The 12,888-nt window shown below is 35.8% G+C and carries 14 protein-coding genes; 7 read left to right on the forward strand and 7 right to left on the reverse strand.

Annotated features, from left to right (window positions below):
• The first annotated feature begins 53 nt into the window (after nucleotides 1–53).
• Complete coding sequence (locus OO013_RS06470) at nucleotides 54–434, forward strand: VOC family protein (RefSeq protein ID WP_266055884.1); 381 nt, start codon at nucleotides 54–56, stop codon at nucleotides 432–434.
• A 94-nt stretch (nucleotides 435–528) separates the two neighbouring features.
• Nucleotides 529–1,461, forward strand: coding sequence for a DUF6624 domain-containing protein (locus tag OO013_RS06475; RefSeq protein WP_266055885.1), 933 nt, complete (start codon nucleotides 529–531; stop codon nucleotides 1,459–1,461).
• Between the two features lie 42 nt (nucleotides 1,462–1,503).
• On the opposite strand, the gene OO013_RS06480 is transcribed toward OO013_RS06475, so the two are convergent.
• The 3 genes from OO013_RS06480 to OO013_RS06490 are packed head-to-tail and all read right to left on the reverse strand — an operon-like array spanning nucleotide 1,504 to nucleotide 4,595.
• Nucleotides 1,504–2,685, reverse strand: coding sequence for a glycosyltransferase family 4 protein (locus OO013_RS06480; protein ID WP_266055886.1), 1,182 nt, complete (start codon nucleotides 2,683–2,685; stop codon nucleotides 1,504–1,506).
• A 9-nt stretch (nucleotides 2,686–2,694) separates the two neighbouring features.
• Complete coding sequence (locus tag OO013_RS06485) at nucleotides 2,695–3,375, reverse strand: hypothetical protein (RefSeq protein WP_266055887.1); 681 nt, start codon at nucleotides 3,373–3,375, stop codon at nucleotides 2,695–2,697.
• A 32-nt stretch (nucleotides 3,376–3,407) separates the two neighbouring features.
• Nucleotides 3,408–4,595, reverse strand: a complete 1,188-nt coding sequence (locus OO013_RS06490; protein ID WP_266055888.1) for an MFS transporter — start codon at nucleotides 4,593–4,595, stop codon at nucleotides 3,408–3,410.
• A gap of 71 nt (nucleotides 4,596–4,666) precedes the next feature.
• On the opposite strand from OO013_RS06490, the gene trxA reads away from it, so the two are divergent.
• On the forward strand, nucleotides 4,667–4,969 hold the full coding sequence (trxA, locus tag OO013_RS06495; RefSeq protein ID WP_266055889.1) for a thioredoxin: 303 nt from the start codon (nucleotides 4,667–4,669) through the stop codon (nucleotides 4,967–4,969).
• 14 nt (nucleotides 4,970–4,983) lie between these two features.
• Here trxA and OO013_RS06500 read toward each other — a convergent pair whose 3' ends face one another.
• From OO013_RS06500 to OO013_RS06510, 3 genes are all read right to left on the reverse strand, one after another.
• Complete coding sequence (locus tag OO013_RS06500) at nucleotides 4,984–5,499, reverse strand: hypothetical protein (RefSeq protein ID WP_266055890.1); 516 nt, start codon at nucleotides 5,497–5,499, stop codon at nucleotides 4,984–4,986.
• 29 nt (nucleotides 5,500–5,528) lie between these two features.
• Nucleotides 5,529–6,608 (reverse strand): mechanosensitive ion channel family protein, encoded by a 1,080-nt coding sequence (locus OO013_RS06505; RefSeq protein WP_266055891.1) that lies wholly within the window; start codon nucleotides 6,606–6,608, stop codon nucleotides 5,529–5,531.
• A gap of 164 nt (nucleotides 6,609–6,772) precedes the next feature.
• Nucleotides 6,773–7,249 carry a Dps family protein gene (locus OO013_RS06510; protein ID WP_266055892.1) on the reverse strand — a complete coding sequence of 159 codons (477 nt, stop codon included), beginning with the start codon at nucleotides 7,247–7,249 and terminating at the stop codon, nucleotides 6,773–6,775.
• A gap of 106 nt (nucleotides 7,250–7,355) precedes the next feature.
• On the opposite strand from OO013_RS06510, the gene OO013_RS06515 reads away from it, so the two are divergent.
• Complete coding sequence (locus tag OO013_RS06515) at nucleotides 7,356–8,297, forward strand: hydrogen peroxide-inducible genes activator (protein WP_266055893.1); 942 nt, start codon at nucleotides 7,356–7,358, stop codon at nucleotides 8,295–8,297.
• Between the two features lie 3 nt (nucleotides 8,298–8,300).
• On the opposite strand, the gene OO013_RS06520 is transcribed toward OO013_RS06515, so the two are convergent.
• A complete protein-coding gene (locus OO013_RS06520) occupies nucleotides 8,301–10,160 on the reverse strand; it encodes a T9SS type A sorting domain-containing protein (RefSeq protein ID WP_266055894.1) in 1,860 nt (619 codons plus the stop codon).
• 198 nt (nucleotides 10,161–10,358) lie between these two features.
• On the opposite strand from OO013_RS06520, the gene OO013_RS06525 reads away from it, so the two are divergent.
• The 3 genes from OO013_RS06525 to OO013_RS06535 are packed head-to-tail and all read left to right on the forward strand — an operon-like array spanning nucleotide 10,359 to nucleotide 12,877.
• Entirely contained in the window at nucleotides 10,359–11,090 is a 732-nt protein-coding gene (locus tag OO013_RS06525) for a LiaF transmembrane domain-containing protein (RefSeq protein WP_266055895.1), read from the forward strand.
• Nucleotides 11,091–11,096: 6 nt separating this feature from the next.
• The gene (locus OO013_RS06530; protein ID WP_266055896.1) at nucleotides 11,097–12,134 is read left to right on the forward strand and encodes a sensor histidine kinase; all 1,038 of its coding nucleotides are present in this window, start codon (nucleotides 11,097–11,099) and stop codon (nucleotides 12,132–12,134) included.
• Nucleotides 12,134–12,877, forward strand: coding sequence for a LytR/AlgR family response regulator transcription factor (locus OO013_RS06535; protein WP_266055897.1), 744 nt, complete (start codon nucleotides 12,134–12,136; stop codon nucleotides 12,875–12,877). The genes OO013_RS06530 and OO013_RS06535 overlap by 1 nt, the downstream gene beginning before the upstream one ends.
• The last annotated feature ends 11 nt before the right edge of the window (nucleotides 12,878–12,888 follow it).

Genomic DNA, 12,888 nt, shown 5'->3' on the forward strand with positions numbered 1-12,888 from the left:
AAGCTCAGTTTCTAAATACTGAGCTTTTTTATTAATTTATAAATAAAAAAATCATGTCACCCTCACCAACACCACCCTCACTAATCAGCTGGTTCGAAATTCCTGTCGATGACATGGATAGAGCCAAGAAGTTTTATGATACTATTTTCGATATTGATATCGATATACAGGATTTAGGCGAATTTAAAATGGGGATTTTTCCTTTTGATCAAGTAGGAGGAGCTCTGGTTAAAAATGAATATTATAAAACAGGTCAGCAGGGCCCCCTTATATATTTGAATGCCAATCCTGACCTTGAAACAGTTCAGGAAAGAATTGAAGGAGCAGGAGGAACAATTATGATCCATAAAAGACAAATATCTCCAGAGCATGGGTTTATGGCAGTTTTTTCTGATACAGAGGGCAATCGATTAGCACTTCATTCTGATAAATAAACTATTTTTTAAGTTTTTTAACTTAAAAAATAGTTTATAAGATGAAAAGTTCTTTAGTTTAGTGCTATAAATGATAAAAAAAAGATTAATAACAATGAAAAATTTTTTACTCCTAATTATTCTATCTATAGGTTTTATCCCGGCTCATTCACAATCATTTAATGAATTAATTGCTGAGGCCGATGAAAAGTACGATCAGGAGGCTTATGGTGAATCAGCAGAATTATATGAAAAGGCTTTAACTAATGAGGCAGGTTCAGTTGGTCAGAATTATAATGCTGCCTGTAGCTTCGCTTTAGCTGGTGATGAAGAAAAGTCTATTTATTATCTTGAAAGAGCTGCAAAGGCAGGTTATAAGAATGTTGATTGGATGAAGCAGGATGAGGATTTGAAATCGCTTCATGATCATGAGAAGTGGGAAGAAATTGTTTCTATCGCATTAGCCAATAAAGAAGAATACGAGAAAGACTTTGATAAGGAATTGCAGGCTCAACTAGAAAGAATTTATGTCGAAGATCAAACGTTAAGACACCTATTAAATCCTGCAAAGGAAAAATTTGGTAAAGATTCTGATAATATGGGCTATCTATGGAAATTGATCAATAAAGAGGACGAGAGGCTTTTAGATGAAGTTGTTTCGATTATAGATGAACATGGATGGGTAGGACGAAGTGAAGTTGGAGGGAAAGCTAATACAGCTCTATGGCTGGTAATCCAACATGCTCCTTTAGAAGTTCAGGAAAAGTATATTCCCTTACTTGAGGAGTCTGTAAAAAAAGGCGAGTCTTCAGGAAGCCACCTAGCTTTACTCGTAGATCGAATTGAGATGCGTAATGGCCGTCCGCAAATTTATGGTTCACAAATAACTACAAATCCTGAAACAGGTGAACAAGTAGTACACGAACTGGCTGATCCACAGAATGTAAATAAGAGAAGGGCAGAGGTTGGGCTAGGACCGTTAGAAGAATATGCAAAGCATTTTGGAATTACCTGGACAGTCCCTGAGGAAACTAATTCTTCGAATTAATAAAAATATAATATAAGATAGGGTCGTCAATTGCAGACGACCTTATTTATATATTTCGTTCAATTCTACTGCCTGCTTATCCCAATTGAGTTCCTGCTCTATTGCTTCAGCAGCATTTTCAGATTGTTTTTCATATTTTTCTCTATTCTCAAAAAGAGACAGGACTTTATCTGAAAAATCCTTTGTGTTTTTTGCCTCAAATATTTCACCACAATTATACCTGTTGACCAGGTTCTTTTGGGTGGTTGTATCAGAAACTACAATTGGTTTACCAAATGCCATGTACATGAAGATTTTATTAGCGTAGGTAGTATCATGGTGGATATTTCGATGAAGAGGAGAAATACCCAAATCTGAAGATTCAATATAAGAGGCAAAAGTATCCGGGGATTGCCATCCTTCAAAAAGCACGTGATCTTCTAATTGAAGTTTTGTTACTGCTTCTTTTAAAATATTATCCGTTTTGTTTCTTCCGACGATAACTAGTTTAATATCAGGGATCTTATTTATCAAGTCAGGAATAGCTTCGATAGCTGTTAATAAACCTCTTCTGATACCAGTATCTCCAATATATAATAAGTTGAACCCACCTTTGAGTTTTTCTGTTATTTCAGTTTTGAATTCAATGTTATTATAAAATTCTTTTCTAACTGAATTTGGGACTACTTTAAATTTGTCGGGATTGATATCTATATAGCTCAGGTAATAATCTCTGGCTTCTTCGGTAACCACAATGACGTGATCAGATTTTTTAATAAAATCAGCTTCATACTTTTTCCATTTTTTTGGGCTTATCCACATTTTGCCGGTAAATGTATTCGTATGAGCATAGTATTTCATGATTTCAGGCCTGTTTTCATGGAGATCTAGGGTGATGGATTTTCCCAGGGTTTTATTGGCATCAAAAACCGCTCTTGCCACTTGTATATCATGAATGTGTATTGTGTCGATTTTATTTTTTATTATGAAATCTTTGATAATAGGTCGGAGATAATCATGGTAAAAAGGGAATGTGTATGCTAATGCAGATAGTTTGTAAATTATTTTCGGAGGTTTAATTCTGATGACATGGATATTTTTATAAGTCTCTTCAGATTTTTTCTTACCCGTATAATCAAGGCAGAATAAAAAGACCTCATGACCTTGATCTATCAAATACAAAGCCTCATTTTCCACCCTTGGATCAGGAGGGAAATGACTGTCGAGGATCATTCCTATTTTCATATTATAATACTATAAAATGATGACTCCTATACTAATTTCAAAACCTGTATAATCAAGGACAGCATCTTCATAATTCACATCTACTGTTTGAAATGCTTCTCCGGAATTTCCTCCGTTGTAACTACCAGTAATTGGCATATTTGCTCCGCCCAAATAATAAATAAACTCCAGTGAAACCCCGTATTTGTTATTTGGATAAAAGACAAGCTCTGGTCCTCCATGAAATCCCCATCCAGGCTGTTTCTTGAAATCGAGATCACTATTGGCCACTTCCCAATTTTCATATGAACGAATAGCCCTGTCAAAATTACCGGTATTTAATTTTTGCCAGATATTAAAAAATCCGAAAACACCACCTTTAAAATTGTAATCAAATTTATTTGATTGAAATGATAAAAATAATTCTACCGGAACCATTACTGTGAAGGAAGGTCCTGATAATGGTTTGCTACTTTCCAAAGGAAGATCGGTGATTTGCATCCCACTCATCAGGTAAAGTGATCCACCTGTTTGAATAGCAAGATAATCATTTAAGTCTACACCGATACCCCTGATAGAAAACGGGCTCACCGGAACTGAAGGGTATCCATCTTTGGGAAAGAAATATGAAAATGAAACTGCAACGTTTTGTGCTTTCATGGTAGATGAAAGAAGGACCATGCAGAATAGAGCGAAAATAAAATTCTTCATAAAAAAATTATTTTTTCGAAGTTAATAAATATTCACGACTCAGGTTCTTTTATCATTATCTTCTGCTCTTTACGATAAAAATACCACGCACTCAATACAGCAAGGAGGGCTATGATACCTCCGGCCCAAAAGGCATCTCTAAAATTTGAAGGCCTATTATTATAAATCTCTCCGGAAATGAATGCACCTGATCCGATTCCAATTTCAAGAGCGATGAAAACAGTAGCAAGGGCTCTTCCTCTATGCCGATCATCGGCAAGATCAATTGTCCAGGCAAATATTGTAGGTGAATTTATACCGGCTGCAAAACCAAATATAACCGCTGCTGTATATAGCAGGGTTAGATTGGTGCTCAAACCAATAAGAAACATGGTGAAGCTGAGCATTACGATTCCGGTAATTAATACTGGTAACCGACCATAGATATCTGATAATTTACCTGCTACAAACCTCATCACAATTGAAGAGCTCATGAAAATACCAAAAAATATCCCCTTATTTTCAAGGCCTAGATATTCGCTAAAATCAGGCATTATTGTGAGCACAACACCAAATGAAAATACGGAAAGCATCATCGTTAATGCTGCTGGTACTGCCCGGGGTTCAAAAATATCTTTCATATTTATTTTCAGAAGCGAAAACCTGAATTTCTGTTTGTTTTCAAGGGTTTCTTTCATTCCGACAAGTACCAATATTGAAGCCAGTGCCAATGCTGAACTTGTGTAAAACATGATATTGATTGAAAAAGTATTGGTTATCCAGCTGGAGACTGTATTGCCCATTGCCATACCAAGGCCTCCAAACATTCCGAGAATCCCCATCGCTTCACCTCTTCTGTGATCTGGACTAATATCTGCTACGTATGCCGAAGTAGCAGTAGGCTTAAAACCAGTAGACATACCGTGTACAAGCCTTAAGATTAATAAGCCTATTACTGAGGTAATTTCAGCATAAATAAATCCTACAATCACACAAACGAATACACCATATATCATAATCGGAATACGGCCTATCGTGTCAGTGAGCTTCCCACTAAAAGGACGGCTCAGTCCGGCAGTGACTGTGAACAGTCCTATTATCCAACCCAGGTATTCTTCACCGCCTAAATTTTTCAAGTATGCGGGTAATTCAGGGATAATTAGATTAAAGCTCGCAAAAAATAAAAAGGAACTTAAACAAAGTAGCCAGAATTGACGTGTATATAATTGTTTCTTTTGCATGCTGATCGTGTGGCACTAAAAAGATAGAAAACGAAAATACAATTAAGAGGTTTAACAATTAGAGAAATAAAATGGCAAGTTTTAAAGATTTAGTAAACCAGGATATCCCCGTTTTAATAGATTTTCACGCTTCATGGTGTGGGCCATGTAAAATGATGTTGCCTATTATTGATGAAGCAGCTAAACAATTTAAAGGGAAAGCCAAAGTATTAAAAATTGATGTTGATAAAAATCAGGAATTAGCTGAGAAACTCCAGATAAGAGGCGTGCCAACAATAATGTTGTTTAAAAATGGAGAATTGAAATGGAGAGAATCAGGAGTAGTACAATTACCCGATATAGCAGCTAAAATAGCTGAAAACATATCGGCATAAATAAAATATATTTGTTATTCGAATCTAACCAGGGCGTTTTTAATAACGCCTTTTGTTATATAGATAGGTTCGGCTTTATTATCACAAACTTTACCTTCGAAAAATCCGTCGATAGTTTGTGTTTCTTTATTGTAGGAAGTGATAGTTAGGCTAAACTGCCTTTCATTGCAAGATTGGGAAGACATACATGCTATATTATTTTCATCATTACATAATCCCATTCTTGAAACGCCAAAATCTTCACCATATACATATTTACCAATCAGGTCATCTGTATGGAAAAACATAAAAAGATTTTGATATCCCGGCTGATTTTTTTCTTTAATAAATGTATAAGCATTAAAATACACTTCCATAAACCCCTTACTATTTGGGTTTACAGTAATATCCACATCTGATGCGTTACTTTCTATTAGTTTATCATCGAGATAATAACTCACCGATCCGGTATTTTCCTTAAATATATTGTCTTTACATCCTGAGACCAGCAATATCACCAACGATAATAAAAATAATTCCTTTCTCCACATGACTTTAATTTACTAAATATGATTCTTTTTTAGTCCTGATTGTCAGGTTTTTTTAATTCAACACGTGTGCGCGGTAAATGTTCAGGATATTTATCCTGAATATATTTAATTATTTCTTCACGGACTTTAACTCTCAGATCCCATAATACTGGAGAATTAATTGCACTCATCATGAATCTTAACTCAACAGTATCTGAAGTGGCATTTGTAACCTGAAGGTTTTGAACCCTGCCATCCCATAATTGTTGTTTGTGGATCAGGTCTTCATAAAATTTTCGAAGGTCTTCAATCGGGATTTTATAATCTGTGTAGACAAATACCGTACCCAGCAAATCTGCAGATGTCTTGGTCCAGTTTTGGAATGGTTTTTCTAAAAAATAGGGGGTAGGTAATATTACTCTTCTCTGGTCCCACACTTTAACTACGACATAAGTCAGGTTTATTTCTTCAACCCAGCCCCATTCTCCTTCTACTATAACAACGTCATCAAGCTTTATGGGTTGAGTAATGGCGATCTGAACTCCGGCTAAAAATGAGCCAATTACTTTTTGAGCTGCAAAACCAATGATTATTCCGCCAATTCCGGCTGAGGCAAAGAGACTGACTCCTAATTCTCTTACCTCTTCGAATGTCATCAGAGACGCAGCAAAAGCAAGAAATAAAATAAGAAATGTTAACACTCTCTGTGCAACCTGGATCTGAGTAAACGCTTTTCTTGCCCGGTAATTATCCGCTTCCGATACATCGAACTTGGTAACCATAATCATTTTGATTACAGCAATGATCTGAATCAATAACCAGGCTATAGAAAATATCAGCAATACATTTAATACAGGTCTGGTATAAACAAGAAATTCATATTCTTTCTGGTAAGTTGTGATTGGAATTTGAGCCCCGAGAATCATCAAGACCAAAACAAATGGATATTTGATCTTCTGGACTATTTTTTTTCCTGAGATATTCCTTTTCTTATTTGAGATTTTACTGATTATTTTAATAATTATAAAATAAATCATTACCCCAATAAAAGAAGCAAGGGCTATTTTAAGGCCTATGGAAAGACCTGGTGTGTTTTGAATAGCTTTATCTATTTGAAGCGCAAGATTCATACTCTTCAATTTAATTTTTCTTTAATAAATTAATGGAATTTCATGTTCTCGGGAAGTATTGTAATTTACTATTTTGTATTGGTTTGCGCTATTATATGAAGCTAAAATAAAAAAAGCGTGATCATATGACCACGCCCGATTTTCAAACTTAAATTTTTATAAAGTTATCTTAACCATGATTTGAGCATCCATGCTGTTTTTTCCTGGTTGGCTATATAATCACTCAACAAAGTTATAGTACCTTCATCTTCAGCTTCCTGTGCAATATTCATAATGTTTCTTTGTTTTGAAAGTATGATCTGAAACCCATATAGGGTGATCTCAACTGCTTTCCTGCCATTCTCAATATTTCTTGCCTCACGAATTTCTGACATATTTGTATAGTCTGATAGAGTATGTACGGGCTGCCCATCCAGCGTAAGTATTCTCTCTGCTATCTCATCGATTTTCTCTCTAACATCTTTATATAATTCTTCGAATTTTTCATGAAGTTCAAAGAAATTTTCTCCTTTTATATTCCAGTGGAAGCCCCGAAGGTTTTGATAGAAAATCTGATAATCAGCAAGTAAATCGTTGAGCGATTGGCTTAAGTTTTCTGATTTATCTTTTTCTAATCCTATAAAATTCAATGTGCTATTCATGTCTTTTTCTTTTTAATTAATGCAAAGTTGAATCAAGTCACGTTATAAATCAAATCAATATTATTTATACTATGATAGACGGTGTCTATTTGATATTTTTGTATTTATGATTTCGTTAGTTCAATTAGAATACATTCTTGCTGTAGATACTTACCGTCATTTTGCTAAGGCAGCAGAAAAGTGTCATGTCACTCAGCCAACATTGAGTATGCAACTCCGCAAACTGGAAGAACAGTTAGGTGTTAAAATCTTTGACCGAACGAAGCAACCTGTAATGCCAACTGAGGCTGGAAAGATAATTATAGAACAGGCCAGAAATATTATACGTGAGAGGGATAAGCTTTCATCTATTGTAGAGGAGGTTAAAGGGACAATTTCCGGAAAATTACGTGTCGGGATAATACCTTCACTTGCTCCATATTTGGTGCCTCTGTTTGTGGGCCATATAGCTAAAACATACCCATTGCTTGAATTGGAGATCAAGGAGCTGGTGACTGAAGAAATTGTAAACAGGCTTAAGAAAGACGAAATCGATACAGGCATCTTAGTTACTCCTTTAAAAGAACCTGGTATTAAGGAAAGGCCTTTGTTTTATGAAGAAATAAAAGCATATGTGAATCCCAATCATGATTTGAGCAAGAAGAAAACGTTATCAGTTAACGACCTTGCCTCACCAAACATCTGGGTATTGAGCCAGGGACATTGTTTCAGGCACCAGGTATTAAATTTATGCGCATTCAAGAAAGAAAGTACTGCTGAACTACCATTTAAATACGAAAGTGGATCTCTGGAAACACTTAAAAAATTAGTAGAGAAGGAAGGAGGGTTTACCTTGCTACCCGAGTTGGCGGTTAATGAATTTAATGAAAAGGAAAAAGCATTAATAAAAGAATTTGGCGGTGTTAATCCGTTAAGAGAAGTTAGCCTGGTTGTAGTCCGTAATTTTGCCAAAGAGAGGTTAATTAGCTTACTCGAAGCAAATATCAAGAACCATATACCCCAGGCGATGCTATCAAAAGAAAGGGGACAAATAGTTGAATGGAAATGATTTTTATTTGATCACCAGTTTGCGAATTATTTTTTCTTCTCTTGTATGAATAATTAGACTATACACACCGGCAGCAAATTGTCTTACAGAAAATGAATGAGTTCCGTTGTTTGTCATTATCTGAGGTGTAACAATAGAACCGGTAGAAGAGATCAATTGAATCCGATTTATTTCCTGATCGTTTCCTAGCCTTATAAAAGCGTTTGTTTCAGCGGGATTAGGGAAAATTACCGGATGATGATTTGGATGGAAATCTACTGATACAAGTTGTGAATATTCAAATTCCCCGTTAAAGTCTATCTGCATTAACCTGTAATAAGCCCTTCCTGTCACCGGATCATTATCTGTTGTCGAGTAATATAGAATTTCATTTGAATTCCCGGCTCCTCCAACTTCTGTGACGGGTACCCAGGATGAACCATTTAATGATCTTTCAACAATAAATTTCTCGTTATTTAATTCTGTAGCTGTTGCCCAATTTAGCTTTACCTTTAGTTCAGAATGTAATGGGATTGCTTCAAAATAAATTAATTCAACAGGAAGAGGGCTTCCCGCGCCAACCATAATTCCATCATAGTTATTACCATCGGCATTAAATGCTGTTGTAGAACAAGAATAATTATCACAACCTGCAAGGCCAACTAAAGTTTCGGAAATTATTTCCGGAGGATGTGCTGCTGAATACATGATAACTCCCTGGCTTCCTCCTCCACCTCCGCCGTGGGCATTAGTATGGTTTACATTTCCCCCATTTCCTCCATTAGCTGTTATATCTGCTCCTGATGCTCCAAGTATATTGTAAGTATTTACATCCATTAAGATGCTTCCTGCTGCACCACCTCCTCCGGCTCCATCATTTCCCGCATCTGAAGCAGTTATTCCATTAGCCGAAATCAGTCTTCTTTCATTTCCTACCGTTTTAAGGGTTTGGGCTTGAAGTATTATTATTCCTCCTCCATTTCCTCCATCTGTATTGACGTAATTATTGCCTTCACCAGCGCCTCCGCCGCCTCCGAGAAATATTCTGTTAGAACTTATATAAGAAGATAATCCAAGGCCACCTATACCTCCTGAACTTGCACTGCTACAATTCCAACCTGCACCTCCGTCACCTCCTGTATTCAAATTTCCTCCTCCGCCACCTCCGCCATTGTGTTCATTACCGCCACCTCCACCATTTAAAATCTTGCCTCGACCATATAAATAGTTATTATTATCAATTTTATATATTCCTTCTCCTTTGCCTGAATACCTGTCATCAGAGGATGAATAAAATTGACTATCGTCACAACTACCGGAAACTGAATTATTATCCCTGCTACCACCTCTAAATCCTTTGCCATCCATGATTATGTCATGGTTTAATGTCAAGACGCCACTTACCCGTACCGCTACTACACCTCCTGTTTTTCCATCCCAGCCTTTTGAGGTAATATCAGCTGTTGTAGAATAATTAGTGCCAAGGTCAGGAAAAGAGATGATTTGAACAGAGCAATTGCTACAAATATTAAATGCATTGCTAATATTATCTACCTCTATCGAATTTGGTGTCCCGGAAACTTCATTAATAGAGGTGATTTCAACCATTTCAAATAATCCAGCGGATTTAATATTAACCATATCGCCAAAATTTGAATTATTTCCTGTTTCTCCGATCACATCATCCTGCATCTGCATAATCAGGATTTTTTCACCGACCTCGAAACTATCAAATGTTTCGTCGACGTCTGAAATGGATACAGTATTTCCTGATAGAGAAGTGACTGCTGCAAAAGCATTTAATTGCTGAGCATTTACAATACTAAGTTGTGATAGGTAAAGGACAATTAATAAAATAAAAGTCCTGCTAAAAAATAAGTTCATAGGTTGTGGTGCCTTAAAAAAAATATAATTGTATTATTGGAAGTTTAATTACTGAAAAAATTATAAAATATCCAAATAGTCCAAAAAAATAATGGATTTGGAATCTGTATCCATTCACCAGGTAAAAAAGTTGTTTTACCGATTTGGTCTGTGAAAAATAAGGTTAGTCATCTACCTTCAGGAATAAATCACAAGATCATGAAAAATAGAAAAGCATACGTTGGAATTGTATTACTATTAATAGGTGTTGCCTATTTATTAAGAAACCTTGGTTTGGATATTCTCCCAAGGGAGTTTTTTGGTTGGGAAATGATATTTATAGCTATAGGTACAGTTTTACTTATAGGAGAAAGAAATAAAACTCCCGGAGTGGTGTTTCTGGCCATTGGAGGTATCAGTCTTTTAAATGACTTGATCGATTTTCCAAGAATTAGCTGGGCAGTTATTTGGCCGACCATCCTGATCATAATCGGAGCATCGATTTTCATGCGCCATGCAGGCATAATTCCAACTGGCGGAAAAAAAAAGTTGAGTGATGATGAACCTTCTCCTGATGAAATTGATGATCTGTCTTTTTTTGGTGGAGGACAAAGATATTATGATAGTAACTCATTTAAAGGAGGAAAAATGACTGCTATTTTCGGTGGTTCAGATATTGACCTTACGGATGCAAAACTTGATTCAGGTGTTCGTGAATTAAATGTATTTGTAATGTTTGGGGGTATTGATCTGGCAGTTCCGTCTCACTGGGTGATAAAAAATGAACTTTCAGCTGCATTTGGAGGCTACAGTGATAGAAGAATTAAAACAGATGGCTATATTGTGAGCGAAAGTGGAGAAGAAGAAAGGCCGGTTTTGAAGCTGACAGGGACGGTGTTGTTTGGTGGCCTTGAGATAAGATCTTATCCCAAAAGACCCAGAACAATGTAAAATCGAATGTCTGAAAAATTAAAATCTCCCTCAGGATTACTGATAATTTATATATTATTCGGGCTTTTGCTCTCTCACGTTGAACTAAAAGTTCTCGGAGGGCAAAAGTCCGTTGTTTATTCATCTAATATCAGTTTTTTTATTTTCTCTTCAATCTTATTTCTTCCTGTTCCGCAAATCATTAATTTCTTAAATCCGGGATTTCAGAAATTATTTCAATTGATAATCTCCTACCTGATTTTGACTTTAATGATAATTTTTGGAGCTCATATGGGATCAAGAGGAATAACCTTTGTTTTTACTGGAGAGTCAGTTTCTTTTATAAACGAGTCATTCTATCTTAAGCTATTAGTTTCTGTTCCAGCTTTTATAGGCACACTGATTTATTTTTATAGTACTTATTATTACAAAGCCTTTAAAGAACAAATCATGGCTGAAGCTGACTGGAAAGCCCAAAAGAACGAGGTAGAATTGAATCTCTTGAAAGCCAGGTTAAACCCTCATTTTTTATTTAATGCGTTAAACTCATTAGCAGCTTTAAGTATTACTGATAATCGAAAAATGCCTGAATATCTAGGCAAGTTATCTGCCTTTCTTCGAACCATTTTATCAAAGAGAACTGAGAAAATCGTATTTCTTGAAGATGAATTGGAACAAATTCGCCGGTATATAGCACTTGAAAAACTGCGTTTTGGTGATCGGCTTATTTGGAAAGAAGATATTGAATATAATCGCGGGGAAGTTAAAATACCTGTTTTTATTTTTCAGCCTTTAATTGAAAATGCTATTAAACACGGTGTTAATGAAAGTAGTAAGCCAATTTTATTATCATTTAGCGGCAGGGTTTTAGAAGGAATGTTCAAAGCTTCTATATCTAATGATGTTGGTGAAATGCCAGGACATAAAAAAGGCACAGGATGGGGACTTGAAAATGTAAGAAAGCAGTTGAATTTAATTTATGGCAGGAAGGATCTGTTGAACATTTCAAAAGGCGAAGGTAAATTTACCGTTGATCTTTATTTTCCACTGGATGAACAATATTAATGATTAAAGCACTTATAGTAGAAGATGAAAAACCAGCAACTGATATTCTTAAGTATTACCTTGAGAATTATGATGATATTGAACTGATCGGTGCTGTGTCTGATGGTTTCAGTGGCATTAAAAGCATAAAGGAATTAAATCCGGATCTGGTTTTTCTTGATATCCACATGCCCCGCCTCAATGGCCTGGAGATGCTTGAGTTGTTGGATGATCCGCCTCAGGTGATTTTTATAACAGCTTATGATCAATATGCTGTCAAAGCATTTGAATTAGAAGCGATCGATTACCTATTGAAACCTCTTGAAGAAGAGAGATTGTCTTCAGCTATTGAAAAAGCACGGAATAAGATCAATTCCGGGGAAAAAACTGATTATTCAAAGCTTTCCAAGCGAATGATCGGTGATGAAAATGAATTTCTGAATCGGATAGCCGTTAAGCAAGGCAGCAAAGTCCATGTGTTTCCGATAGATGAAATTGTCTGCTTTACTGCTAATGACGATTATGTTAATATTATTCATTCCTCGGGTAAGTTTTTAAAACAAACAACCTTGAAATATCTTGAAGAAGTTCTGCCTCCGGATCAATTTTATAGGATACATCGTTCAAGTCTTGTAAATGCTGATTTTATTGAGCGAATCGAACCTTTAGAGAAGCAGCAATATGTACTAATCACTAAGAACGGAGAGAGGTTGAGTGTTTCTAAAAATGGTTATAGTTTGTTGAGAGAAAAATTAGGCTTGTAAATAAAATTAAT

Origin of the sequence: Mangrovivirga halotolerans (assembly GCF_026241165.1) — a bacterium.
GTDB classification, from domain to species: Bacteria; Bacteroidota; Bacteroidia; order Cytophagales; family Cyclobacteriaceae; genus Mangrovivirga; species Mangrovivirga halotolerans.